We start from the raw sequence: 25,356 nt of genomic DNA on the forward strand, positions 1-25,356 counted from the left end.
AGGCCGACGCCGCCTCGCCGATCGCGCCCGGCCCCGAAACCCGCACGGAGCCGGCCGCGCTGGCGAGCCTCACGACAGGCTCGCTCGCGCGGCGCATGATTGCGATTGCGGCGCTGTGGATTTCGGTGCTGCTGATCGGCGGCGGCTTCGCGCTCGACCGGGTGCTGACCGGCGCGATCACGCGCAACTTCGATTCGAGCCTCGAATATGTGCTGATCGCGATGATCCGCTCGTCGGAGATCGGCCCCGATGGCGAGGTGCGGCTGATCGAGCCACTCGGCGACCAGCGCTTCCTCGAACCCTATAGCGGCCTTTATTGGCAGATCAGCGGCGGCGGGCAGGAGCCCTATCGCTCGCGCTCGCTGTGGGAGCGCACGCTCAAATCGCCCAAGCCGCACGTCGATACCGGGCTTCATACCTATGACAGCACGCAGTTTCCCGACGAACAGCTGCGCATATTGGAGCGCAACGTCATCCTTCCGGGCAGCAAGACCAACTGGCGTTTCCAGATCGCACAGTCGCGTCAGGCACTCGACGAGCAAATCCGCGCGGTGCGCGCGACGCTGATTCCCAGCCTGGGGCTGCTTGGCGTCGGGCTGATCGTTCTGGCCGCGCTGCAGACCTTTTACGGCCTCTGGCCGCTGCGCCACATCCGGCGCGCGATCGCAGCGATGCGCGGCGGTGAAAACCGCCGCGTCATCGCGCCGCTGCCGCTGGAGGTGCAGCCGATGGTCGAGGAATTGAACGCGCTGCTCGCGCATAACGAAAAGCAGGCAGAGGAGGCGCGGCTGCACGCCGGCAATCTGGCGCATGCGCTCAAGACGCCGCTGACCGTGCTGCTCAACAGCGCCGCGGGGTCGGACAGCGAACTTGCGGAAACGATCCGGCGCGAGGCGGCGACGATGCGGCGGCAGGTCGATCATCATCTGGCGCGCGCGCGGGCGGTCGGGCGCCGCGGGGCGGCGCAGGCGCGCGCCGTTGTCTGGGACAGCGTCGACAGCGTGCTGCGCGCGCTGACCCGCCTCCATCCCGACGTGCGTTTCGACGAGGCGGGCGACAAGACGCTGGTGGCGCGCGTCGAGCGGCAGGATCTGGACGAATTGATCGGAAACCTGCTCGAAAATGCGGCCAAATATGGCGGCGGGAGCGTTTTCGTGACCGTGCAGCGCGCGGGCGGCATGGCCGAGATATTGATCGAGGACGACGGCCCCGGCATTTCGCCCGCCGACCGTCAGCGTATCTTCGACCGCGGCGTCCGGCTCGACAGCGGCAAGCCGGGGACGGGGCTTGGCCTCGCCATCGTCCGCGACGTTGCTGAAATCTATGGCGGCAGCGTCGCGCTCGAAGAGAGCGAGGATCTTGGCGGGACGCTCGTACGGCTCAAACTGCCCGCCGGCTAGGTGCGCCGCGCAAAAGAAAAGGCCCACCGGCGGACCGGCGGGCCTTCGATTGTGGAAATATGCGGGGCCGGTGCGACATGCCTGAAAGGCGGCCGGCCCGTGGCTGCGTTACGGCGCGAGGATCGCGACGGTCAGATAGACCAGCAGCGGCAGGCCGAAGCCCAGCAAAGTCAGTGCCACAAAGGCGACGCGCGTCCACAAGACGTCGAAGCCGAAGTGGTCCGCCATGCCGGCGCAGACGCCGAAGACCATGCCATCGCGACGATTCTTGCGAAAACCCTGTTTCATTTCTTTCCTTTCCGTCCCGGTCCCTCCGGGACCGGCGTTGTTCGTGGGTGGGGGCGGCTGGTCAGATGACCAGCCGGCCGAGTTCCGCACCGTTCGGGCCAGCAGCGGCCAGGAACATGATCGAGCAGTAGAGCGTGGCAACCGCCGCGATGGCGTAGCTCTTGAGCGATTCGGTGTTGAAATGAGCCATGATATAATCCTTTCGTTCCTCCCACCCGGACCATCCGGTGGATGCCAGTAGTAATGCAGGAGGCGTGCCAATTTCATTCATTGGCGGTTAACCGCGGTTTTTTCGAAGTTGAAACTATATTTCAGCGGGAAAAAATCAATGATGTGGTGAAAATTCCCTCAAATTAGAATTTTTTGCGTTTCGTCTTTGGCTGCAACGATGATGCGCGGGACTCGCATCGCGCACAGGGCTGGGGTAGGCGCAACGCAGATGACGCTGATCCGCCTTTCGTTGACCGATTTCCGCAATCACGCGGGGGCCGATCTGGCGGCCGGGCCCGGCCTTGTCGCGCTTCACGGCGACAATGGCGCCGGCAAGACGAATATATTGGAGGCGATATCGCTGCTCGCGCCGGGGCGCGGGCTTCGGCGCGCGGCGCTACCCGATATGGTGCGCGACGGCGCCGCCGGCGGCTTCGCAGTGTTCGGCGAGGTGCAGGGTGATCCCGCGCTCGCCCCCGTGGCGCTTGGTACCGGGGTCGAACCCTCGGCACCGGGGCGCCGGATCGTCCGGATCAACGGCAGCGCCGCGGCGGCGACGGCGCTCGGCGACTGGCTCGCCATCCTCTGGCTCACCCCGGCGATGGACCGCCTGTTCGTCGAAACGGCGGGCAATCGGCGGCGCTTCCTCGATCGCCTCGTCCTCGCCCTCGACCCGCGCCATGCCCAGCATGGCAATCGTTATGAAGCGGCGATGCGCGCGCGGGGCAAATTGCTTGCCGACCTTTCCGCAGCCGATCCGCAATGGCTGGCGAGCCTGGAGGCGCAGCTGGCCGAGCATGGCGCGGCGATCGATGCGGCGCGCCAGCGGACGCTCGCGGCGTTATCCGCCGAACTGGCGGAGCAGCCCGACGCACCCTTCGCGCGCCCGCTGCTGACCCTTGTCGATGCCGAGGGCGCACCGCGCGGCGCGGTGCACGACGCCGCGGCGCTGCGCGATCTGTTTGCGGCACGGCGCCGGATCGATGCCGCCGCCGGGCGCGCGACCGCCGGCCCGCACCGCGACGATCTTGCCGCCGTCCACGCGGCGAGCGGCCGCGCTGCGGCGCGCTGTTCGACCGGCGAGCAGAAGGCAATGCTGCTCTCGCTCGTCCTTGCGCACAGCGATTGCGTGGCGCGCGACCGTGGACAGCGGCCGATATTGCTGCTCGACGAAGTCGCCGCGCATCTCGACCCGCTGCGCCGCGCCGCGCTTTATGGGCGCCTAGCCGGCCAGGGCGGGCAGGCGTGGCTCACCGGCACCGAGGCGGGGCTGTTCGACGCGATGCCGGGTCCAGTGACGCGCTTTCGGGTTGCGGGCGGGCGGATCGCGCCGGGCTAGGGCGTCGCCGCGCCGCGACGAACGCTGCGCCTTTCCATGCTTCGCCCGCTTGTGCGGCCCGTCGTTCGTCCGTAACGCTGAGGCGAATCTCCGGCGCCCGACCGGACGGATATGGGAGCAATGCGCGTGACGAGTGACGTGATGACAGAGCCGCTGGTGGCGCTCGATCCGACCTGGCCGAAAATGTCGATGGCCGATGCAACCGCGGTGCTGACCGCGCCCGGCGCGCGCTTCGAGATGGAGACGGTGACGATCCGCGGCGTGCCGACGCGCGTCTGGAAAAATGCCCCCAACGATCTTGGCGTCCTCTTCGACTTGTCGCGCACCCATGGCGCACGGCCGTTCACCATCCTCGACGACGACCGCGTCAGCTTCGAGGCGAATTGGCGCGCCACCGCGGCGCTGGCGCATGCGCTGCAGGACATGGGCGTCGGCAAGGGTGACCGCGTCGCCTTTGCGATGCGCAACCTGCCCGAATGGCCGATGGTTTTTTTCGCGATCACGACCATCGGCGCGATCGCAGTGCCGCTCAATGCATGGTGGACCGGTGCCGAACTGGCCTATGGCATCCGCGATTCGGGCGCAAAGGTCGTGATCGTCGATGGCGAGCGGCTGGAGCGGCTGCGCGATCATCGCGAAGAACTGGGCGGCGTATCGCGCTGGATCGTCGCGCGCGGCGGCGCTGAAGGCGACACGGCGGCGATCGAGGATATCGTCGGCGCACCCGCAAGCTGGGCGGCGCTTCCCGATATCGCGCGGCCTGTCGTTGCGATCGATCCCGATGACGAGGCGACGATCTTCTACACCAGCGGCACCACGGGCAATCCCAAGGGTGCGCTCGGCACCCATCGCAATCTGATGAGCAACATCCTCTCGGGCGGCTTTTCGGCGGCGCGCAGCTTCCTGCGTCGCGGCGAAGCGATCCCCGATCCGCAGCCGCGCACGACGCTGACCGTCATTCCGATGTTTCACGTCACCGCCTGTTCGGCCAGCCTGATGGGCAGCATGGCGGCGGGCAACACGACGATCTTCATGCGCAAATGGGACGCGGTGCAGGCGATGGAGATTATAGAACGCGAAAAGGTCAATGTGACCGGCGGCGTGCCGACGATCGCCTGGCAGCTGATCGAGCACCCCGACCGCGCCAACTACGACCTCTCGTCGATCGAGGCGATCGCCTATGGCGGCGCGCCGTCGGCGCCCGAACTGGTCAAGCGCATCTACGAAGAATTCGGCGCGCTGCCGGGCAACGGCTGGGGGATGACCGAAACGATGGCGACAGTGACGTCGCATTCGTCGGAAGATTATCTCAATCGTCCGACCAGCGCCGGGCCGGCGGTTGCGGTCGCCGACCTTGAAATCCGCGACGATGATGGCGTGACGGTGCTGCCGACGGGAACGGTCGGCGAGCTGTGGGCGCGCGGCCCGATGATCGTCAAAGGCTATTGGAACAAGCCCGAGGCGACGGCCGAAACCTTTGTCGACGGCTGGGTGCGCACCGGCGACCTTGCGCGCCTTGATGACGAAGGCTTCGTCTATATCGTCGACCGGGCGAAGGACATGGTGCTGCGCGGCGGCGAGAATATCTATTCGTCGGAAGTCGAAAACGCGCTCTACGAACATCCGGCGGTCACCGATTGCGCGATCATCGGCATCCCGCACCGCACGCTGGGCGAAGAACCTGCGGCAGTCGTGCATCTGGCGCCGGGCATGTCGGCAAGCGAAGGCGAATTGCAGGATTGGGTGCGCGCGCGGCTCGCGGCGTTCAAGGTGCCGGTCGCGGTGCATTTCGTCGCCGACACGCTGCCGCGCAATGCCAATGGCAAGATATTGAAGAAGGATCTGAAGGCGCTGTTCGCCGACCGCGCAAGCTGACGGACGTTTTGGGAAGAGTGGGGAGTGCGGCTTTGCCGCCCCCGCGACGTCTTCCGGGCAAAGGATAGGCCTTTGCCAAATTTTCTATACGATTTTCCGCTCCATGTTCGCTGGCCGCGCGGCGCGATGATCCTGCCTCTGCTGACTCTCGCAGCCTGCGGCGCACCGCATTCGCCCTCCGATCAGGCGATTGCGACCTTCTCGCTGACGACGCGCGCGGGGATTACCGATTATGCGGTCGATCCCGATCCGCTCAAACATGCCGCTGCCGGCTATTTTCGCGATGTGGCGGTGGCGGCGCCAGACGAATCGGTCGGGCAGTTTCGCGCTCGCGTCGCCACCGCCATCTATTCCGAAAAAGGCGTCCACGCGTCGCTCGGTTCGGCGGCGCAGCAGGCGATCGTGCCGCGGCTCGCCGCGCTCGATGCCGCCGCGCGGAAGGACGACCGGCAGGGTGCGGGACTCGCGGCGCTCGAAATCTATCGCGCGCTGATCGAGGATATGGCGACCGTGTCGAAGGCGACAACGGCGATGGCGCTGATCGATTATGCGCAATTGGCCGGGGCCGCGCGTCTTGCGGCGGCGCGGCCGGACTGGTCCGGGGTCGATGCGGCGATGACAATGGCGGGCCAGCATTGGGATGACATTGCGGGCGACGTCGGCGACACGGCGCTGGCGGGCCAGATGGGTGCGGCGCTGAAGGCGGCACAGGAGGGCGCGGCGCGGCGCGACGATGCCGCAACCGAACAGGCGCTGCAGGCCGCACGGCCATCGATCGATCGCCTGATCGCCTATTTCAAACGGACATAGCCGAGCGGGCCGCGTGCGGCGGTCGGTGCGAGCGGTGCGAGGCGGTAACGCGCGACATAGCCGATATGGTCGGACAGCATGCGGCCGTCGGCGCTGCGTCCGAACGGCACCGATATGGCCACGGCGGTGAGCGCGGCGATGCGGGTCGAGGCGAATAATTGCCAGTCCTTGGCGCGGTGAAAGCTTTCGAGCGCGGCGCGGGGCAGGCCGCTTGTGCTGCGCGAACAGGCGTGCATCGCATCGTCGAGCCCACCGGTGCGCGCTGCACCCCACCAGCCGCCCGTCGCCGATGCGAAGGCGCGGGCGCGCGGCGCGATCTTGCCGACGTTGAAGTCGCCGGCAAAGATGATCGGATAGCGATGCCACGGGCTTTGCGCCATGAACCGTCCGGCTGCGTCGAGCTGGCGGCGATAGGCATAGTCGGCGCGTTCGTCGGAAACCCCCGACGCCCCCCGCGAATTGAAATGCGCGGTGGTCACGACGACCGGCGTCGCCGCGCCCGGAACCGCGACGAGCGCCATCAATATGCCCTTGTTGGCAAGGCAGTCATAACCGGCACAGGCATAGGCCGGAAAGGGCGCGCGGCGTACCGCGAGGATTGGATAGTCCGACAGCAGTTGCAGCCCGCTGCCGAGCAGCTTGCCCGACCGCTCGCCCTTGAACCATGACGCGGCGGCGGCGAAGCGGCGGTCGGCGGCGGTGGCGGGCAGGCTGCTGCGATCGGCAGCGGCCGGGCCGTCCACGGCATAGCGATAGCCGCTTTCCGCACCGATCCGCTGCGCGGCGCGGGTGAAGGCTTCCTGCAGCACGACGATATGCGGCTGGGTTCCCGCCTGCCGCATCGCGCGCAGCCGCGCCGCGATTTGCCCGAAATCATCGCTGCGCCCCCAGGCGAGCGGCCAGGGTAGGCCATGGATATTGTAGGTGAGGACGCTGATCGGGGTCGCGGGGGTTGGGGGAGGCGCGGCGGTGGCGGTGCAACTTACGGCAAACGCCCCGGCCAGCGCAGCGATCCGGAGCAAGCTGCGGGACAGGATTTGGGACATGGGGCAAGGCTCCCGCTACGCAATTCGACCATCGCCCCTTTCAAATGGACGGCACCGCGCGCGCTTTTCCGCATGAGCACGAAAAAAGCGTCGCATTGCCGATCGATGGGCGCGATCCGATTGCGGCTTGCGCGCGGCATTGGTATGGGGCGGCGCATGATCGCCGACGGTCTGGATGGGGCGTTCCTGGCCCACCGCGCAGCGCTGGAACGTTTCGTGCGGGCCCGCTGCGGCGACGCGTCGGACGCCGAGGATATTCTGCAGGATTTGTGGATCAAGATCGGCGGGATCGCGGCGGTTCCAGACGATCCGCTCTCCTATCTTTATCGGGTCGCCGACAATCTGGTGATCGACCGCCGCCGCTCGGCGCAGCGCCGCGAGCGGCGCGACGATGCGTGGAGCGCGCTGGCAACGGGCGACGCGGGCGAGGCGTCGCCAGCCCCCTCGGCCGAGCGCGCGGCGATCGCGAAGAGCGAGCTGGCGCGCGTCGCGGCGCTGTTCGACGAACTGGGCGAGCCGACCACCGGCATCTTCCGCAGCTACCGCATCGAGGGCACGCCGCAGCGCGACATAGCCGCGCATTTCGGCCTCAGCCTGAGCGCTGTCGAAAAACATCTACAAAAGGCCTACAAGGCCGTATTGCAATTACGTGACAAACTCGATGCGGAAAATGACTGACCAGACCGTCCTAGCTGCGAAGGGACGGTTTTACGCATGGCAAACGGCATGACAGAGCAGGAGGCGGTGGGCTGGTTCGTCCGGCAGCGCGATCCCGCGCTTGCCGATTGGCCTGCCTTCACCGCGTGGCTGGAGGCCGATCCTGCGCACGCCGCCGCCTATGACCGGGTGGCGATCGCCGATGCGGCGATGACCGAGGCCCTCGCCGCGCGGCCCTTGGTCGCGGATCGCCCGGACGCCGCGCCCGCCAACGACAACGCCCCCGGATTCTTCCGCCGCTATGGTGCCGTTGCCGCCGCGCTGCTCGTCGCCGTAAGTGCGTGGCCGGTCTATCGCGTCGCAGTGCCGACCTATGCGGTCGAGACCGCGCTCGGCGAGCAGCGCAGCGTGACGCTGGACGACGGAACGGTGATCGACCTCAACGGCGGAACGCGCGTGACGCTCGACCGCCGCAATCCGCGCATCGCGACGCTCGAAGGCGGTGAGGCGGTGTTCCGCGTCACCCACGATCCCACCGATCCCTTCACCGTCGTGTCGGGCGACATGCGACTGCGCGATGTCGGCACGGTCTTCAACGTCGCGCGCGAGGACGGACGTGCCGAAGTGAGCGTGGCCGAAGGTGCGGTGATGTTCGATCCCGATCGCGCGGCCCTGCTGCTGCGCGCGGGGCAGCGGCTGCACATCGCGCATAGCGGCGCGGCGCCGGTCGTCACCCGCGTCGATCCCGCGACAGTGGCCGGGTGGAAGACGGGCCGCCTCGATTTCACCGCGGCGCCGCTGTCGGACATCGCGCCCGACCTGTCGCGCGCGCTTGGCGCCCCGATCGCCGTCGATCCCGCCATCGCCGATCGCACCTTTACGGGCACGATCCTGATCGACGGCAAGGATAAGGCCGCTATAGAAAAGATCGCGATCCTGATGGGCGTTTCGGCCCGCAAGGTCGGCGAGGAGTGGCGACTGACCGCGAACTGATGGTGCAGCGTTACAGGCAATGGGCGGCGGCCAGCCTCGTGGCGGCTCTGGCCCCCGCGTCGGTCCATGCCGCCGAGACGCATCGCTTTGCCATCGCTGCCGGCCGGCTCGACCAGGCGATTCTTGAACTCGGGCGCCAGGGCGGCGTCAGTGTCGCGCTTGCCGATCCCGCGATGGGCGAGATCCGCGTGCGCCGCGTCGCCGGCACGATGGACGCCGAAACCGCGCTTGCGCGGCTGCTGCGCGGCACCGGGCTAGGCGTGACCATCATCGACGCGCGCAGCTTTCGCATCGTGCGCGTCCCCGTTCGGGGGCGCCCGGCACCGCCGCCGCGCCGCCCGGCGCCGCCCCCCGCAGCCCCGCGCCGGGCCGACCCTGCGCCGCCCGAAGAGATTATCGTCACGGCCAGCAAGCGCGACACCTCGCTCGCCGACTATCCCGCTGCAGTCACGGTGATGCGCCTCGATGACAGTTTCGCGGGCGCGCCCGGGCAGCATGGTTCGGACGTCATCGTGCGCCAGCTTCCCTCGGTCAATTCGACCAACCTCGGCCCCGGCCGCAACAAACTGTTCATTCGCGGCGTCGCCGATTCAAGCTTCACCGGCCCGACGCAGGCGACGGTGGGGCAATATTTCGGCTACGCGCGGCTCAACTATAACGCGCCCGATCCCGACATCGCGCTCTATGACATCGACAAGATCGAGGTGCTGGAAGGGCCGCAGGGAACGCTTTACGGCGCCGGGTCGCTCGGCGGCATCATCCGCATCGATCCGGCAAAGCCCGACAGCGGCGGTTTCGCGGCGCGCATGCAAGCGGGCTATGCACTGACCCAGCATGGCGCCGACAGCCACGATGCGGCGGCGACGCTCAACCTGCCGCTGTTGACCGACCGTGCCGCGCTGCGTGTCGTCGGCTATCATCGCATCGACGGCGGCTATATCGACGACAGCGCCCGCGGGCTCAGCGACGTCAACCGCAGCCGCATCTTCGGCGGGCGCGCGGCGCTGCGTGTGACACCCGGCGACGGCTGGACGATCGATGCGGGCTGGGTGCGGCAAGACATACAGACGCGCGACGGTCAATATTCGGAGGCCGGGCTGCCCGACCTGACGCGGCAGAGCCTGATCGCGCAGCCCTTCGACAATGATTATTCGCTGCTTTACGCGACGGTCGAAAAAAGCTGGGGTCCGCTGGTGCTGCGATCGACCGGTGCGATCGTGTCGCACGATCTGGCGAACCGCTTCGATGCGTCGGCGCTCGGCGGCGGGAACCCCTTGGCCTTTACGCAGGATATTGGGATCCGCCAGCACGCCAATGAAACCACGCTGTCGCGGCAGGGCGCGCACGGGCATGGCTGGATCGCGGGGATCAGCATCACCGACGGGAAGGACCGGACCCGGCGCGCGCTCGGCGACCCCGCCGCGCCCGCCCCGATCGCCGATATTCTGAACGAGCGCAGCGAGGTTGCGCTGTTCGGCGAATGGACCTTCGGCCTCGCGCCGCGGCTCAGCGCCAGCCTTGGCGGCCGCTATGCCCATACGCGCTTTTCGGGCGAACTGATCGATCCTGCAAACCCGAACCCGCCTGAACCGCGTCGCGCCGTCGACTATTTCGTGCCCGCTGTGGCGCTGCGCTGGAAACCGGGGGGCGGCTGGCTGATCTACGGACGCTATCAGGAGGGATTCCGGCCCGGCGGCTTGACGGTGAGCAGCCCGGGAAGCGCGGTCGCCTTCCAGTCGGACACCATCGCGACGTTCGAACTCGGCGCGCGGCGGGGGGCGCCCGATCATGATCCGCTCAGCGTGGCGCTGTCGGGCTCCTACGCGCGCTGGGAATCGATTCAGGCCGATCTCGTCGATGCGCAGGGTTTTCCCTACACGGACAATATCGGCAATGGTTCGATTCTCGGATTCAGCGCGTCTGCGACGTGGAACGCCACCCCGTCGCTGCGCCTCGACGGCAGCGCCTTTCTCAACCACAGCAGCCTGACCCAAGCCGCACCGGCCTATGCGCGGGCGGAGGACAATGATCTGCCCAATATCGCGCAGTGGGGCGCGCGGGTGGGCGCGCGCTGGGTGCAGAGCGTCGGCGCCGATGCCCGCCTGTCGATTGCCGCCGATGCGCGCTATGTCGGCAAATCCTATCTCGGCGTCGGCAATCTGCTCGACATCAGCCAGGGCCGCTATGTCGACACGGCTCTGAACCTGCGTCTCGAGCGCGGGCGTTTCGGCTTTGCGCTAGGTGTCACGAACCTGTTCAACGCCGATCGTAACCGCTTTTCCTATGGGAACCCCTTCACCGTGGTCGCCGGTCGGCAGGAAACGCCGCTGCGGCCCCGCACCGTCAGGATTGGCCTGGATGCAGCCTTTTGAACGGCGGTTCAGCCGCGCGCGGCGGCGGCGCCTTTGCGGGCGCGGCGCGGGTGCGAGGCGCCTTGTCCGCGTTGCGGCTGCCCCAGACGAGCAAGCGATAGACCATCGCCATCAAGGACATGTCAGTCATGCGGCCCTCCGATAAATCCTCGCGCAAATTCCTGGCCTCGATCCACGACGTCAGCCCGCGCTTCGCCGACGAGGTCGATCGCCTGCTCGACCAACTCGTCCGCCACCTTGGCGGGCCGAAGCTGGCGATGCTGGTCGTTCCCGATCATTGGGACAGCGCGCCGATCGCCGAGGACCGGGGCTTTCAGAGCCGCCTGCGCGGCTGGGCCGACGCGGGCGTTGAAATGTTCGTCCACGGCTGGGCGCATCGCGACGACAGCCGGCACAGCGGCGCGCTCGACGGTTTCCGCGCGCGCCACATGACGGCGGGCGAGGGCGAGTTCCTCGGCCTTGACCACGCCACTGCGTTGGCGCGGATGACGGCGGCCAAGAAACTGGTTGAGGACGTGACAGGGGTTGCCGCAACCGGTTTCATCGCGCCCGCGTGGCTCTACGGAGCTGGGGCTCTGTCCGCTTTGCCACAGGCCGGATTTACGATGGCCGAGGATCATATGAAGGTGTGGAATCCGCAAACCGGCGCGGTGCTCGCGCGCGGTCCGGTCATCACCTGGGCAAGCCGCAGCAGGGCGCGGATCGCCAGTTCCTTGTTGTTTTCTGCGCTCGCGCGGCATGCGCTGAAACCGATGCGCGACGTGCGCGTCGCGGTGCATCCGGGCGATGCGCACGTGCCCAGCCTTGTGGCCAGCATCGACAAATGCTGTGCCGCGCTGCTCGCGGGGCGCCGGGTCGCGCGCTATGCGGATCTCGCGGCCGATCATGCCGCCACTCGCGACGAACGCGCGGCGATTAGCGCGTCATAATGGCGGAGCAGGTCCGCGACATGGTCGCGGTCCGATCGGACGGCGATGGCGGCACGGCGCGCCGCCTGACGGACCGCCGCGCGATCGCGCGCGCAGAAACGGGCGATGGCCTGCGTCGCCGCCGCGGCATCGCGTGCGGCATAGGTTTCCGCAAATTCCGGGCGCGCGATCTCGGCACAGCCGCCTTCGTCGGGGACGATCAGCGGCAGGCCCGACGCCAGCGCCTCCGACGCCACCAAGCCGAAGGTTTCGCCTTCGCACCCGTGGATCAGCGCGTCGCAGCTCGCCATCAATGCGGCCAGTTGCGGCCGGTCGTAGATTGGCTGGAACATGCGGATATGGGGATTGCCGCCGACCTGCTTGCGCAGCGCGGCGCTCGCCGGTCCCTTGCCGATCAGGATCAGGCCGACGGGTTCGCGGGCGGCGGCGGCCTGCACCGCGTCGATCACCATGTCCCACCGCTTTTCGCCATGGTGCCGCCCGATGCCGAGCAGCAGGGTGGCGCTTTCGGGAAGGTCGCATTGCGCCAGCAGGTCGGCGCGCAGGCTGGCATCGCGCAGGGTCGGTGAAAAGGCGGCGCGATCGATGCCCAGCGCGATGCAATGCGCCGGACCGATGTGGCGGTCGCTCAGCCGCTTGCCCAGCGAATCGCCGCAGACCACCAGACTATCGAACAGCGGCATCGCGCGGCGCAGGTAGCGATTGAACCATTCGAAGGCGGCGTCGATCTTTTCGCGCGAGGCGATCCGCCCGAACCAGCGCTGCGGATAGGATACGACCGGGTCGCTGTGCAGGAAAAAGACCTTCGCGGCGGCGCCGGCCCATTTTCCGACGATCCACGCGGGGCGCCAGGGCGAAGAGGCTTCGACGACATCGGGGTGCAACCGGTCGAGCCAGGCATGGATCGGCGCCGCATCCCAGAACATGCGGTAATTAGCGTCGAACGGCAGCGGCGGCGCCTTGACCCAGATGATCCGGCCGCCGGTTGCGCGCACTTCCTCGCGATCCTCGGCGCCGGGCGCGAGAACGATCAGTTCGTGGCCGGCTTCGGCAAGCAACTGCATCTTGCGGTCGACATAGGAGCGGATGCCGCCGCCGGTGGGGGAATAGAATTCGCAGACGTCGACGATCCGCATCGCCTCAATCCTTCTTGACCGGCGAAAAGCCCAGGCCGTGGAAATAATTCATCATCACGTGCATTTCCGTGACACCGCTACCCAGCGTCACCGCGGCTTTTGCCGATTTGGGTTTGCTCCACCCCAATTTGGGATTGCCGGGAAAGCCGACGCCGTCGGAGGAAAAGCTGAACTTGTGCTTGCCGTCGCGGTCGTGGATCATCGCGAAGCTGTAGCGGCCGGGCCGCGGCGCCCGGATGCACACCGCGACCGGACCGGCGGCGGGGGCGGCAAATTCGATGCGGCGGAAATCCTTGCCCGCTTTCTGAAGGACGAAATCATCCTCCAGAAAATCCTTGTCGTTGCTCGGGAAAAGCTCGACGCGAATGCGTCCCTTGCGGTCCTTCAGCCCGTCGAGCCAGACGAGCAGCGCCGGCGTTGTCGAACCCGCGGCGCAGGCGGGCGCGTCGCCATAGACCGCGGCGCGTGCGGACGGCACCATTGCGGCTGAAGCCAGCATGGCGGCGGCGAGGGCAGGGAAGCGGAAGCGGAAGCGGGTCATGCGGCCGCTCCCTTGCGCAGCGGCAGCCATGTCAGTGCAAAGACGATGACGTGGCAGAGCAGGGTCAGCGCGACCGTCAGTGCCACGAGCCGCGTCACCGCGGCGTCGTTGCCGACCAGAAAGACCGCCAGATTGGCAAAGACGATGTCCTTGTTGGGGACGAGCGGCAGGCGCGCGACGAGTTGGCGTCCCGTCACGAGCAGCATCCAGAGCGCGAGCGGCACGAGCGGCAGCGCGAGATGCCAGCACAGCGCGAGCAGCCCGGTGTAGGCGATGGTGCGGACGAGGTGGACCAGGAACACCCAGCGTAGTTCACTCGCAGGAAGCGAGAACAGGCGGCCGCGGAAAAGCAGGATGGCGAGCGACAGGGCGAGCATGACCCCTACCGACCCCAGGATCGGGCGGATATGCTCCGCGGGCAGCAGCGAATAGGCGAAGGGCGTGGCGATGGCGAGCAGTGCCAGCGTGAAGATGTTGCCGACGACCGCCGACAGGATGCTGACATCCTTGATCGCCGCGAAAGGCGCCGCGATCATGTTGAGCCGGGTCCGCGCCCAAGCGTAGAAATAGGCTTCCCCCGAATAGCCGAGCAAAATCTCGTTCGCGACCAGCTTGCGCAGGATCGGCACGATGCCCGACAGCGGCAGGCCCCACAGCCGCCGGAAAATCACCAGATCGGACAGCGGCTGCACCGCATAGATGGCAAGGAAGACCAAGTAGAAAAGCGGGTTGGTGGGCAGCGCCTCATGCAGCGCGGCCAGTCCGCCGCCCAGAAGCTCGCGCATCAGTCCGGCGAGCAGCGCCAGGCTGAGCAGGCCGCTGAGCAGCGCCGGCCAGCGGCTGCGGATCGGTGTCAGCGGCTCGAGTGCGGCGAGGGGGGGCGTCGGTGTGGGGGCTGTGGCAACCGTCAATCCGTTCACGCTTTTATCCCGTTAGTATCGTTTCCAGCGATTTTTCGCTTCTTCAGCTTCAGACGCCGCGGCGCGGCCGATCCCGCATCGGCGCGTGCGGAAAATCAGCGCGCGCGGCGTCTTGTCGATGGAAGGGCGTCCGATGCGGGCGCCGGTGTGGCATCGGGAAGGCCAGCGGCGTGGCGCGAGCGCAGCACATCGTCATCATTTTTCATGATTTTTCGTTCGGTGGGACCGAGGTGATCGCGCTGCGGCTGGCGCGCGAATGGGTGGCGCAGGGGCGCCGCGTCACATTGCTTTGCGGCACATTCGATGGTCCGCTGCGCTCCGCCGTGCCGCGCGGGGTACACACCGAACGCCTCGAACCCGAAATCCCCAGAACGCCGCTTTCGCGCCTGCGCCTGCGGCGTGCGCTGTCGGCGGCGATCGCTCGCCTGCGGCCGGACGTCGTCTTTCTGCCGGGCAATTTTCATCATGTGCTGGCTGGCGCGGTGCGCGATCTGCCGCGGCGACCGAAGGTCGTGGCGAAGATCAGCAATCCGCTGGCGCCCTCAGCGGTTCCGGCGCTACGCGCGCTGCTTGCGCGGGCCTTTCGGTGGGCGGCGCGCGATGTCGACTGGTTCGCCGCCATGTCCACCGGGCTTGCCGACGACGTGCGTGCGCTGACGGGACGCGCGGACGTCAGCGTGATCTTCGATCCCAATATCGACACGATCATCAATTTGCCGGACGCGAGGAAGGTGCCGGGTACCGGGCCGCTGCATCTGCTGGCGGCGGGGCGACTCGTCGAGCAGAAGGATTTCGGCCTCGCGGTTCGAATCGTCGCCGAACTGGCCAAGCGCCGCGACGTGCGGCTGACCATTGCGGGCGATGGGCCCGACGCGCCGCGGCTGGCGCGGCTGGCGCGGCGCTTGGGCGTTGCGGACCGGATCGCGCTTCCGGGGCGCTTGGCATCGATCGGGCCGGCGCTCGACCATGCCGACCTGCTGCTGATTACCTCGCGCTACGAAGGAGGGCCTGCCGTTGCGGTCGAAGCGCTCGAACGCGGCGTTCCGGTTATCGCCACCGACTGTTCGCACTTCCTGCGTGATTTGCTCGCGGACGGTGATTGCGGCGCGATCGTCCCCAGCCGCGAACCGGCGGCGATTGCCGAGGCGATGCTCGAATGGATCGACCGGCAGGATCGTCGGCCCTTTTCTCCGGCGGTCGTTACCGAGCCTTTCGGCACGGCCTTTGCGGCGCGCCGCTATCTCGATCTCTTCGACCGTCTGGCCGGGGAGGGCGGTTGCGCTAGGTCGGTCAGCAGGTCAACGCCGCCGCAAACAGGCAGCGAAAACGCTCGACGCACTCGGCCCCTTCTTCGGCATCGAGCTCGAAATTATCGACCTTCATGATCGTCCGCAGGACGCCGACGCCCATCAGGATCGCCAGCAGCATATTGGCGCGCATCTCGCCCTGATCGCCGCCGATCGTTCCGGCGAGCGGCTCCAGAACGTCGCGGTTGACCAGTTCGCGGATGATATCGCCCGCCTTGGGAGACGAGGCCGAGCGCAGCATGATGACGAACATCTCCATGCGATGATGGCGGTCGGCGTCATCGTCTTCGGCGACGAGTTGCGCCAGAAAACCGGGCAATTCGTCGATGCTTTTGGGCTCGCGGAACAGATGCGGCTTTGCTTCGTCGCTGACGACTTCGCGGAACAGGCCTTCCTTGCCGCCGAAATAGCGGCTGATCAGCGCGACATCGACCCCGGCATCGCCCGCAATGTCGCGCAGTCCGACATTCTCATACGCCTCACGCAGAAAGCGTTGGTGCGCGGCCGCCAATATAGACGCGCGGGTTGCAACGGCATCGCGCCGTTTGATGGTTGAGGTCCTCTCCATTTTTCCGTCCATAATGGTGAATGAGAATAAATCAACAACTGTTGACTTACGATGAACGGCCCACTAGTTGACAGCGACCGTCATCGCGCAACTTCCCCCCTCCCTGTGGCGCGATGGCGGAACGCTTCAACAGAAAAGACAAGATCATGCAAAAGCGCTTTCTCCTCGCGCCCGTCCTGTGCCTTTCGCTCGCGCTGGCTGCCTGTTCGGGCGGCGGCGATCAAGGACAGGGCGGTCCGCCGTCGCTTCCCGTTACCGTGTCCCAGCCGCTCGTTCGCGACGTGACGGAGTGGGATGATTTTGTCGGGCGCTTCGAGGCGATCGACAGTGTCGAAGTGCGGCCGCGCGCGTCGGGATATTTGCAGCGCGTACACTTCGCCGACGGCCAATATGTGCGGGCCGGGCAGCTTCTTTTCTCGATCGATGCGCGCCCGAACCAGGCGGCGCTCGATCAGGCGCGCGCGCAGTTGGCGCGCGCCAACGCGACCCTGGCGAACGCGAAAACCGAATTCGCGCGCTCGGCGACGCTGGCCGCATCGCAAGCGGCGAGCACCGAGGAGGTCGAGCAGCGCCGCGCCGCCGTGCGCGCGGGCGAGGCCGATGTGGCGGCGGCGCAGGCCGCGGTGCGATCGGCGCAGCTAAACGTCGGTTTCACGCGCGTCACCGCGCCGATTTCGGGGCGTATTTCGCAGCGGTTGGTCGATCCCGGCAATGCGGTCACCGCCGATCAGACGGTGTTGACGACGATCGTGTCGACGAGCCCCATTCATTTCAGCTTCCAGGGGTCCGAGGCGAGCCTGCTCGGCTATGAACGCCGCGGCGACAAGCTCGACGGCGCGCCGGTGCGTATCCGCCTGCAAGGGCAGCAGGATTATGCGATTTCGGGACGGATCGACTTTGTCGACAACGCGCTGTCGAACGGGTCGGGGACGATCACCGTCCGCGCCGTCGTGCCCAACCCCGATGGCAAGCTGCGCCCGGGCATGTTCGGCCAGCTTCAGCTTGCCGCTTCGGCGCCGCACGCCGCCATCATGGTCCCCGACACCGCCATCGTTACTGATGCGGCGCGACGTCTGGTCTATGTGATCGGCGACAAGGATGTGGTGCAGGCGCGCCCGGTCGAGCTTGGACCCGTCATCGACGGGCTGCGCGTGATCCGCTCGGGCATCACCGCCAAGGATCGCGTCGTCGTCGGCGGCATCCAGCGTGCGATGCCGGGCAAGCCTGCGAAGGTCGAGGCGGGCCGGATCGGTGCCGATGGCAAGGTCGTGCCCGCCAAGGCGGCCGCGAAGCCTGCCGCAGCTGGCGCTGCAGCGGGCAAGGGCGGCGCACAGTGAATTTCAGCCGATTTTTCGTCGACCGCCCGATCTTCGCGGCGGTCATCGCGATCTTCATCACGCTGATCGGCGCCTTTGCCTATCCGCAGCTTCCGCTCGCCCAATATCCGGAGATCGCGCCGCCGACGATCAGCATCACCGCATCCTATCCCGGCGCCTCGCCCGACACGATCGCCGAAACGGTGTCGTCGACCATCGAGCAGGAGGTCAACGGCGTCGAGAATATGCTCTATATCCAGTCGTCCTCGACGCAGGGTCTGGCGCAGATAACGGTGACATTCCAGCCGGGCACCGACCTCGATGCGGCGCAGGTGCTCGTTCAGAACCGCGTTGCGCTCGCCGAGCCGCGCCTGCCCGAACAGGTGCGCCAGATCGGCGTGCAGGTGAACAAGCAGGAAACCGGCTTCCTGATGATCGTCGCGCTGACGACGACCGATCCGGCGATCGACCTCGATTATGTCGGCAACTATGCCAATTCGACGCTGCGCGACCGGCTGCTGCGCCTGAAGGGCGTCGGCGGGGTGCAGATTTTCGGCGGCGGCTACTACTCGATGCGCGTGTGGATCGACCCCGACAAGGCCGCCGCGCGAAACCTGACCGCGACCGAGATTGTCGCGGCGCTGCAGAGCCAGAATGTCCAGGTCGCCGGCGGCTCGGTCGGCGCGCCGCCCTATGGCAAGGGCAATCCGGCGTTCGAGCTTCCGGTCGAAGTGCCGGGACGCCTCGTGACGCCCGAACAATTCGCCAATGTCGTGATCAAGACCGATACGCAGAATGGCGCGATCACGCGGCTGAAGGACGTCGCGCGGGTCGAGCTGGGCAGTCAGGATTATGGCGTGCGCGGCGTGTTCAACGGTCAGCCAGGCGTCGGCATGGCGGTGATCCAGCAGCCGGGCGCCAACGCGCTCGATGCCGCGAAGCTGGTGCTCGACGAGGTCAAGGCGGCGTCGAAGGACTTCCCGCCGGGGCTGGAATATCAGATCCCCTTCAACCCGACCGAATATGTGCAGGCGTCCGTAAGCGCGGTGCAAGAAACGCTGATCGAGGCGATCATCCTCGTCGTCATCGTCGTGCTTGTGTTCCTGCAGACCTGGCGCGCGGCGATCATCCCGATCATCGCGATTCCGGTGGCGCTCATCGGCACCTTTGCGGTGCAGCTGGCGCTCGGCTTTTCGATCAACTCGCTGTCGCTGTTCGCGCTGGTGCTCGCGGTCGGGATCGTCGTCGATGACGCGATCGTGGTCGTCGAGGCGGTCGAGAAGCATATTCGTCAGGGCCTCACCCCGCGCGAAGCTGCGCACCGGACGATGAGCGAAGTGTCGGGCGCGCTGATCGCGATCGGCCTCGTCCTGGTCGCGGTGTTCGTGCCGACCGCCTTCATCCCCGGCATCCCCGGTATCTTCTATCAGCAATTCGCGGTGACGATCGCGGCAGCGACGGTCTTTTCGCTGCTGACGTCGCTTACCCTGTCGCCCGCGATGGCGGCGCTGCTGCTGAAGCCACACGAGGAGCATCACGCCGAACCGAAGAACCGGGTCATGCGCGTGGTCCGCCGCGCCGCGAACAGGTTCAACGACGGGTTCGACCGACTGTCGGAACGCTATGGCACCACCACCGCGTCGCTGATCCGCAAGACGGCGCTGATGCTCGGCATCTATGCGGTACTGCTCGCCGCGACCGGCTGGCGCCTGGCAGATACGCCGACGGGCTTCATCCCCGATCAGGATCAGGGCGTGCTGATCGGCGTGGTTCAGCTTCCGCCCGGCGCGTCGCTCGATCGCACGAGCGAGGTGCTGGCGCGCGCGCAGAAGACGGTGTCGCAGATCGACGGCGTCGAGAGCATCGCGACCTTTTCGGGGCTCGACGGCGCGAGCTTTTCGACCGCATCGAACGCGGGCACGATGTTCATCCGTCTGAAGGACTGGAGCGAGCGCGGCAGCGATCTGAGCGCCAGCGCATTGTCGGGCAAGCTGTCGGGCGCCCTTGCGATGGCGCTGCCCGAAGCAAACGCCTTCGTCATCGCGCCGCCCGCGGTGCAGGGCCTCGGTAACGGCAACGGCTTCACCATGATGCTGCAGGCGCGCGAGGGGCAAAGCTATCGCGACCTTGAAAAGGTGACGCAGGCGATGATGGGCGGGGCGCAGCAGGTGCCCGACGTCACGCAGGTCTTTTCGCTGTTCAACACCGGAAGCCCGCGCATCTTCGCCGATGTCGATCGTGACAAGGCGCAGATATTGGGCGTCGACCCGAGCCAGGTCTATGCCGCGCTCGGCACCTATCTTGCCTCGACCTATGTCAACGACTTCAACTTCCTTGGCCGCACCTTCCGCGTCACGGCTCAGGCCGAACCAAGCGCGCGCAGCCGGATCGAGGATGTGGGCCGATTGCAGGTGCGGTCCTCGTCGGGCGAGATGGTTCCGCTCTCGTCGCTCGCGACCTTCCGCGACGACAGCGGCCCGACCCGCGTCGTGCGCTACAATCTGTTCCCCGCGGTCGAACTGCAGGGGCAGGCGGCGCCGGGCGTCTCGTCGGGCGCGGCGCTGACCGCGATGGAGGGACTGGCCGCGAAGACGATGCCGCAGGGCTTTTCCTATGAATGGACGGGCCTTGCCTATCAGGAAAAGCAGGCGGGGAGCAGCGCGGTGCTGATCTTCCTGCTCGCGGTGGTCTTCGTCTTCCTGGTGCTGGCGGCGCAATATGAATCGCTGCCGCTGCCGCTCGCGGTGATCCTGATCGTGCCGATGTGCATATTGGCGGCGATGCTGGGCGTGAACCTGCGCGGGATGGACAATAATATCCTGACGCAAGTCGGGCTGGTCGTGCTCATCGCGCTGGCGGCGAAGAATGCGATCCTGATCGTCGAATTCGCCAAGCAGGCGGAGGAAGAGGAGGGGATGGCTCCGCTCGACGCCGCGGTTCACGCCGCGCAATCGCGCCTGCGTCCGATCCTGATGACCAGCTTTGCGTTCATCTTCGGCGTCATCCCGCTCGCGGTGGCAAGCGGGCCGGGGCAGGAAATGCGCCAGGCACTCGGCACGGCGGTGACGTTCGGCATGCTCGGCGTCACCATATTCGGGCTGATCTTCACGCCGATCTTCTACGTCGTGTCGCGCAAGCTGGGCTATCGCGTCCAGCAATGGTTCGCGCGCGGTCGCACCAACAAGGGCGGCGATGCGCCGCTGGAGAATCCATAATGAGCCGTAATGTCCTGCTGGCCGGTGCCGCCGCGCTTGCGCTGTCGGGCTGTGCCGTCGGGCCGGCCTATGTGTCGCCGACCCCCGCCGCTCCCGGACAGACGCCTTTCCTCGAGGCAGGCAAATCGCCCGCCTTCACCGGCGAGCAGCCGGCGGGGCATTGGTGGAGCCTGTTCGGCGACCCGACGCTCGACGCGCTCGTCGAAGAGGCGCTCGCCGCCAATACCGATCTGCGCGTCGCCGCCGCCAATCTGGCACAGGCGCGCGCGGTGTTGAAGGAATCGCGAGCGGGGCGCCTGCCGACCACCGGAATAAGCGCCAGCGGCACCTACGCCCGCCAGCCGGGCAGTGTCACCGGCATCGGCCCGGTCGAGGGCGAAAGCTATGATGTCGGGCTCGACATCGGTTATCAGGTCGATCTGTTCGGGCGCGTCGAAAGTGCGATCCGCGCGAGCCGCGCAGATGCCGACGCGGTGCAGGCGGCCTTCGACCTGACGCGCATCACGGTCGCGGCGGAAACGACGCGCGCCTATGCCGACGTCTGCGCCTACAACCGCCAGCTTGCGGTGGCGGAGGAAACGCTGAGCATTCAGGAACAGACCTTCGACCTGACGCGCCGGCTGTTCGAAGGCGGGCGCGCGACGCGGCTCGACACCGGGCAGGCAGGGGCGCTGTTGGAACAGACGCGCGCGACCCTGCCGACCTTGAAGGCGCAGCGCGCCGGGGCGCTCTATCGCCTTGCGCTGCTGACTGGCAAGCCGCCCGCCGAAGCGCCGCAGGCCGCGTTGCAATGCCAGGCGCCGCCCGAACTCGACCGTCCGATTCCGGTCGGTGACGGCGCCGCGCTGCTCGCCCGTCGCCCGGATATTCGCCGGGCCGAGCGCCAGCTCGCCGCCGCCGCGGCGCGCGTCAATGTTGCGACCGCCGACCTTTATCCCAGCATCAGCATCGGCGGGTCTGTGGGATCGACCGCCGACGCGGTGTCGGGGCTGGGCAAGTCCGACAGCTTCCGCTTTTCGATCGGGCCGCTGATTTCGTGGAGCTTTCCGAACATCGCGGTCGCGCGTTCGCGGCTGAAGCAGGCGGAGGCCGGCGCCGACGCGGCGCTGGCGACCTTCGACGGCACCTGGCTCGGCGCGTTGCAGGAAACCGAAAGCGCGCTCGCCAACTATGCCGGCGAACTCGACCGGCTTGCCGCGCTACGCCGTGCAGCGGACGAAGCGGGCGAGGCGGCGCGGATCGCGCGGCTTCGCTATCAGGCGGGGCGCGAGAATTTTCAGGTCGTACTCGATGCCGAGCGCTCGCTGGCGCAGATCCAGGCGAGCATCGCCCAGTCCGAACAGCAGCGCGCGACCTATCTGGTCGCGCTGTTCCTGGCGCTGGGCGGCGGCTGGCAGGACGGCGCCGCCTAAGGCGCCGATCTCGTGAAAGAAAAAGGCCGGTGCAGCGTGGGCTGCGCCGGCCTTTTTCATGGCTGCTTTGCCGGTCAGAGCGTCGCGTCGTCGTCGGCGGGCGAGTGGAATTCGTGCCACAAGCCGTTCAATATGCCGAAGCCGACCGCGAGGCCGAGGCCGAGTACCCAGGTAAAATACCACATGGCGAGTTTCTCCGGTCAGTAGAAATCGGGGTTGGTGCGAACGTCGTCGAGCGTGACGCGTCCGAACAATATCTTGAGCACCCACGCCGTGTAGGCGAGGACGATGGGCAGGAAGATCAGGGTCACGACGAGCATGATCCACAAGGTGAGGTGGCTCGACGAGGCATTCCAGACCATCAGGCTCGAATGCGGGTCGATCGAGCTCGGCAGGATGAAAGGGAACATCGACAGGCCGACCGTTGAAATGATGCCGACCACCGCGAGCGCCGAGCCGATGAAGAGCAGGCTCTGCTTGCGCCCGGCGATCGCGGCATAGGCGAGGATAGGGCCAAGGAAGCCGAGGATGGGCGCGAGCAGCATCCACGGGTGGCGGCCATAATTGTCGAGCCATGCGCCCGCCGCCGGGACCGACGTGGCCCACAGCGGGTTCGAGGGGCCGGCGGGATCGAGTTCGCCCTCCAGCCGGTAGCCGATATTCATCGTGGCGACCATCACCCCGCCGATCGCGAACAGCGCGATGACGAGCAGCGCGGCGATCTTGCCCCAGCGGCGCGCCCGGTCCATCACGACGCCATCCTCGGCCTTGAGCGCGAGCCAGCCGGCGCCGTGCAGCACGACCATGGCGACCGACAGCAGGCCGGTGAGCAAGGTGAAGGGCGAGAAGAGGCCGAGCAGCGAGCCTTCGTAAAAGGCGCGCAGGTCGCTATTGAGGCGGAAGGGTGCGCCCAGAAGGACGTTGCCGACCGCAACCCCGAACACCAGTGCGGGGACGAAACCGCCAACGAACAGCGCCCAATCCCAGCGGCTGCGCCAGGCAGAATCGTCGTGCTTCGAGCGATATTTGAACGCAACGGGGCGCAGGATCAGCGCCGCGAGGACAAGGAATATCGCGAGGTAGAAGCCCGAAAAGCTGATCGCATAGACAAAGGGCCATGCGGCGAAGATCGCGCCGCCGCCGAGGATCAGCCAAACCTGATGCCCCTCCCACGTCGGGGCGATGCTGTTGATCGCCAGCCGCCGTTCCTCGTCGGTCCGCGCGATGAAGGGCAGCAGTGTGGCGACGCCGAGATCGTAGCCGTCGGTGAGCGTGAAGCCGATCAGCAGCACGCCGAGAAGCAGCCACCAGATCAGGCGGAGCGTTTCATAGTCGAAGGGAATCGCCATCGTCTGATCCTCCTTATTCGGCCGGCAGCGGGGCATAGCCCGCGTCGGTGGGTTCGACGCCCGAGGCAAGGTCGCGGCCGCGCTTGGAATCGGGGCCCTTGCGGATCGCCGCGAGCATCAGCCGCACCTCGATGAAAGCGAGCGCGCTATAGAGCAGGGTGAACGCCGCGATGGTCGTCCAGACCTGCGCCACCGTCAGGCTCGACGCGCCGAGGAAGGTCGGCAGCACGCCCTCGATCGCCCATGGCTGGCGGCCATATTCGGCGAGCACCCAGCCCATTTCGGCGGCCAGCCACGGCAGCGGCATGATGATCACCGCGGCGCGCAGGAACCACTTCACATCGAAGCGTCGCACCGTCGCATAGTAGAAGGCGAGGGCGAAGAAGCCGATGAAGAAGAAGCCGAGCCCCGCCATGAGGCGGAACAGCCAGAAGGTGACCGGGACGTTGGGCACCGTGTCCCACGCCGCCTGCATGACCTGGTCGGCGGTCGCGTTGCGCGGATCGGGGACATAACGCTTGAGCAGCATCGCATAGCCGAGGTTGCTGCGGTTCGCCTCGAAGGTCGCGCGCGCGGTTGCGTTGGTGCGATCGGCCTTCAGATCCTCGAGCGCGCCATAGGCGAGCTTGCCGCTTTCGATGCGTTCCTGCGCGTGGAGGACCAGTTCGTTGATCCCCTGAACCTGCCCGGTCAGGCTGCGTGTCGAAATCAGGCCGAGGACATAGGGTATCTTGATTTCATAGCGCGTCTCGCGGTCCTTGACCGACGGCAGGCCGAAGAGGGTGAGCCCGGCGGGCGCCTTCTCGGTGTGCCACATGGCCTCGATCGCGGCGAGTTTCATCTTCTGATGATCGGTGAGCGCATAGCCCGATTCGTCGCCGAGGACGACCACCGACAGCGAGGAGGCGAGGCCGAAGGCCGCGGCAACGGTCAGCGAGCGCTTCGCGAGCGCGGTGTAGCGGCCGCGGAGCAGATACCAGGCCGAAATGCCGAGAACGAAGACCGAGGCGGTGACATAGCCGGCGCTGACCGTGTGGACGAACTTCGCCTGCGCGACGGGGTTGAACAGCACCGAATAAAAGTCGACGACTTCCATGCGCATCGTGTCGGGATTGAAGCGCGACCCGACCGGATTCTGCATCCAGCCATTGGCGATCAGGATCCAGAGCGCCGACAGGTTGGACCCCAGCGCGACGAGGAAGGTGACGAGCAGATGGAGTTGCTTGGACAATTTGTCCCAGCCGAAGAACATCAGCCCGACGAAGGTCGCCTCGAGGAAAAAGGCCATGAGCCCTTCGATCGCGAGCGGCGCGCCGAAGATGTCGCCGACATAGTGCGAATAATAGGACCAGTTCATCCCGAATTCGAACTCCATCGTCAGGCCGGTCGCGACCCCGAGGACGAAGTTGATCCCGAACAGGCGGGCCCAGAAACGCGTGATGGTACGCCAGATTTCCCTTTCGGTGATGACATAGATGCTCTCCATGATCACCAGCATGAAGGAAAGCCCCAGCGTCAGCGGAACGAAGAGGAAATGGTACATCGCCGTAAGGGCGAATTGCAGGCGGGATAATTCGACTACGGCCAGGTCCATGGCGCCACTCCTGAACAGCGACTCGGCGGGGTGCCGCACCGCTTGCGGCATCGTCATTTAATGAATATGGGAATGTGTG

23 protein-coding genes are annotated in these 25,356 nt (G+C 66.8%); 12 read left to right on the plus strand and 11 right to left on the minus strand.

What is annotated here, in order from left to right; all coding sequences use genetic code 11:
• The first annotated feature begins 95 nt into the window (after window positions 1-95).
• Window positions 96-1,400 (plus strand): sensor histidine kinase, encoded by a 1,305-nt coding sequence (locus tag STE01S_RS08160; RefSeq protein ID WP_040590107.1) that lies wholly within the window; start codon window positions 96-98, stop codon window positions 1,398-1,400.
• A gap of 108 nt (window positions 1,401-1,508) precedes the next feature.
• Here the strand turns inward: STE01S_RS08160 and STE01S_RS08165 are convergent, their stop codons facing one another.
• Together STE01S_RS08165 and STE01S_RS20775 are read right to left on the minus strand one after the other, a co-directional pair.
• A complete protein-coding gene (locus STE01S_RS08165) occupies window positions 1,509-1,688 on the minus strand; it encodes a PspC domain-containing protein (RefSeq protein ID WP_003044434.1) in 180 nt (59 codons plus the stop codon).
• A gap of 61 nt (window positions 1,689-1,749) precedes the next feature.
• On the minus strand, window positions 1,750-1,878 hold the full coding sequence (locus tag STE01S_RS20775) for a hypothetical protein (protein ID WP_255265911.1): 129 nt from the start codon (window positions 1,876-1,878) through the stop codon (window positions 1,750-1,752).
• Window positions 1,879-2,127: 249 nt separating this feature from the next.
• On the opposite strand from STE01S_RS20775, the gene recF reads away from it, so the two are divergent.
• The 3 genes from recF (at window position 2,128) to STE01S_RS08180 (ending at window position 5,922) form a co-directional block, all read left to right on the plus strand.
• Window positions 2,128-3,237, plus strand: coding sequence for a DNA replication/repair protein RecF (gene recF / locus STE01S_RS08170; RefSeq protein ID WP_062766759.1), 1,110 nt, complete (start codon window positions 2,128-2,130; stop codon window positions 3,235-3,237).
• Window positions 3,238-3,357: 120 nt separating this feature from the next.
• Window positions 3,358-5,112, plus strand: coding sequence for a class I adenylate-forming enzyme family protein (locus STE01S_RS08175; RefSeq protein WP_082813265.1), 1,755 nt, complete (start codon window positions 3,358-3,360; stop codon window positions 5,110-5,112).
• Window positions 5,113-5,184: 72 nt separating this feature from the next.
• A complete protein-coding gene (locus tag STE01S_RS08180) occupies window positions 5,185-5,922 on the plus strand; it encodes a hypothetical protein (RefSeq protein ID WP_162928234.1) in 738 nt (245 codons plus the stop codon).
• Here the strand turns inward: STE01S_RS08180 and STE01S_RS08185 are convergent.
• A complete protein-coding gene (locus STE01S_RS08185) occupies window positions 5,904-6,968 on the minus strand; it encodes an endonuclease/exonuclease/phosphatase family protein (protein ID WP_062766764.1) in 1,065 nt (354 codons plus the stop codon). The genes STE01S_RS08180 and STE01S_RS08185 overlap by 19 nt on opposite strands.
• A gap of 72 nt (window positions 6,969-7,040) precedes the next feature.
• Here STE01S_RS08185 and STE01S_RS08190 point away from each other — a divergent pair, with 72 nt between their 5' ends.
• The 3 genes from STE01S_RS08190 to STE01S_RS08200 are packed head-to-tail and all read left to right on the plus strand — an operon-like array spanning window position 7,041 to window position 10,990.
• Window positions 7,041-7,646 carry an RNA polymerase sigma factor gene (locus STE01S_RS08190; RefSeq protein ID WP_062766766.1) on the plus strand — a complete coding sequence of 202 codons (606 nt, stop codon included), beginning with the start codon at window positions 7,041-7,043 and terminating at the stop codon, window positions 7,644-7,646.
• Between the two features lie 48 nt (window positions 7,647-7,694).
• Window positions 7,695-8,618, plus strand: coding sequence for a FecR family protein (locus STE01S_RS08195; protein WP_162928235.1), 924 nt, complete (start codon window positions 7,695-7,697; stop codon window positions 8,616-8,618).
• Window positions 8,597-10,990 (plus strand): TonB-dependent receptor domain-containing protein, encoded by a 2,394-nt coding sequence (locus STE01S_RS08200; RefSeq protein ID WP_062766771.1) that lies wholly within the window; start codon window positions 8,597-8,599, stop codon window positions 10,988-10,990. Before STE01S_RS08195 ends, STE01S_RS08200 begins: the two co-directional genes overlap by 22 nt.
• Here the strand turns inward: STE01S_RS08200 and STE01S_RS20345 are convergent.
• Window positions 10,962-11,120: a hypothetical protein gene (locus tag STE01S_RS20345; protein ID WP_156416708.1), complete on the minus strand. Its 159-nt coding sequence runs from the start codon at window positions 11,118-11,120 to the stop codon at window positions 10,962-10,964. The two genes, STE01S_RS08200 and STE01S_RS20345, sit on opposite strands and share 29 nt — an antisense overlap.
• Between STE01S_RS20345 and STE01S_RS08205 the strand changes: the two genes are divergently transcribed.
• On the plus strand, window positions 11,119-11,919 hold the full coding sequence (locus STE01S_RS08205; RefSeq protein ID WP_062766774.1) for a DUF2334 domain-containing protein: 801 nt from the start codon (window positions 11,119-11,121) through the stop codon (window positions 11,917-11,919). The two genes, STE01S_RS20345 and STE01S_RS08205, sit on opposite strands and share 2 nt — an antisense overlap.
• Here STE01S_RS08205 and STE01S_RS08210 read toward each other — a convergent pair.
• The 3 genes from STE01S_RS08210 to STE01S_RS08220 are packed head-to-tail and all read right to left on the minus strand — an operon-like array spanning window position 11,874 to window position 14,516.
• Complete coding sequence (locus tag STE01S_RS08210; RefSeq protein WP_062766777.1) at window positions 11,874-13,055, minus strand: glycosyltransferase; 1,182 nt, start codon at window positions 13,053-13,055, stop codon at window positions 11,874-11,876. The genes STE01S_RS08205 and STE01S_RS08210 overlap by 46 nt on opposite strands.
• A gap of 4 nt (window positions 13,056-13,059) precedes the next feature.
• On the minus strand, window positions 13,060-13,596 hold the full coding sequence (locus STE01S_RS08215) for a DUF2141 domain-containing protein (RefSeq protein ID WP_062766927.1): 537 nt from the start codon (window positions 13,594-13,596) through the stop codon (window positions 13,060-13,062).
• Window positions 13,593-14,516 carry a hypothetical protein gene (locus tag STE01S_RS08220; protein WP_255265912.1) on the minus strand — a complete coding sequence of 308 codons (924 nt, stop codon included), beginning with the start codon at window positions 14,514-14,516 and terminating at the stop codon, window positions 13,593-13,595. Before STE01S_RS08220 ends, STE01S_RS08215 begins: the two co-directional genes overlap by 4 nt.
• 170 nt (window positions 14,517-14,686) lie before the next feature.
• Here STE01S_RS08220 and STE01S_RS20350 point away from each other — a divergent pair, with 170 nt between their 5' ends.
• Window positions 14,687-15,901 carry a glycosyltransferase gene (locus tag STE01S_RS20350; RefSeq protein WP_062766781.1) on the plus strand — a complete coding sequence of 405 codons (1,215 nt, stop codon included), beginning with the start codon at window positions 14,687-14,689 and terminating at the stop codon, window positions 15,899-15,901.
• Here the strand turns inward: STE01S_RS20350 and STE01S_RS19575 are convergent.
• Window positions 15,807-16,391: a TetR/AcrR family transcriptional regulator gene (locus STE01S_RS19575; RefSeq protein WP_162928236.1), complete on the minus strand. Its 585-nt coding sequence runs from the start codon at window positions 16,389-16,391 to the stop codon at window positions 15,807-15,809. The genes STE01S_RS20350 and STE01S_RS19575 overlap by 95 nt on opposite strands.
• Before the next feature lie 146 nt (window positions 16,392-16,537).
• Between STE01S_RS19575 and STE01S_RS08235 the strand changes: the two genes are divergently transcribed.
• Genes STE01S_RS08235 through STE01S_RS08245 form a run of 3 tightly spaced genes read left to right on the plus strand, consistent with a single transcriptional unit; the run spans window position 16,538 to window position 22,334 of the window.
• Entirely contained in the window at window positions 16,538-17,728 is a 1,191-nt protein-coding gene (locus STE01S_RS08235; RefSeq protein WP_255265913.1) for an efflux RND transporter periplasmic adaptor subunit, read from the plus strand.
• On the plus strand, window positions 17,725-20,922 hold the full coding sequence (locus STE01S_RS08240; RefSeq protein ID WP_062766790.1) for an efflux RND transporter permease subunit: 3,198 nt from the start codon (window positions 17,725-17,727) through the stop codon (window positions 20,920-20,922). Before STE01S_RS08235 ends, STE01S_RS08240 begins: the two co-directional genes overlap by 4 nt.
• Window positions 20,922-22,334 carry an efflux transporter outer membrane subunit gene (locus STE01S_RS08245; protein WP_062766793.1) on the plus strand — a complete coding sequence of 471 codons (1,413 nt, stop codon included), beginning with the start codon at window positions 20,922-20,924 and terminating at the stop codon, window positions 22,332-22,334. Before STE01S_RS08240 ends, STE01S_RS08245 begins: the two co-directional genes overlap by 1 nt.
• Window positions 22,335-22,408: 74 nt before the next feature.
• Here STE01S_RS08245 and cydX read toward each other — a convergent pair whose 3' ends face one another.
• From cydX to STE01S_RS08255, 3 genes are read right to left on the minus strand one after another with little or no spacing between them, the layout of a single operon-like run.
• The gene (gene cydX, locus STE01S_RS19580; RefSeq protein ID WP_003044383.1) at window positions 22,409-22,519 is read right to left on the minus strand and encodes a cytochrome bd-I oxidase subunit CydX; all 111 of its coding nucleotides are present in this window, start codon (window positions 22,517-22,519) and stop codon (window positions 22,409-22,411) included.
• Between the two features lie 15 nt (window positions 22,520-22,534).
• Entirely contained in the window at window positions 22,535-23,683 is a 1,149-nt protein-coding gene (cydB, locus tag STE01S_RS08250) for a cytochrome d ubiquinol oxidase subunit II (RefSeq protein WP_062766933.1), read from the minus strand.
• Between the two features lie 13 nt (window positions 23,684-23,696).
• Window positions 23,697-25,277, minus strand: a complete 1,581-nt coding sequence (locus tag STE01S_RS08255; protein WP_062766936.1) for a cytochrome ubiquinol oxidase subunit I — start codon at window positions 25,275-25,277, stop codon at window positions 23,697-23,699.
• Window positions 25,278-25,356 lie beyond the last annotated feature (79 nt).

It is taken from the genome of Sphingopyxis terrae subsp. terrae NBRC 15098 (assembly GCF_001598815.1).
GTDB classification, from domain to species: domain Bacteria; phylum Pseudomonadota; class Alphaproteobacteria; order Sphingomonadales; family Sphingomonadaceae; genus Sphingopyxis; species Sphingopyxis terrae.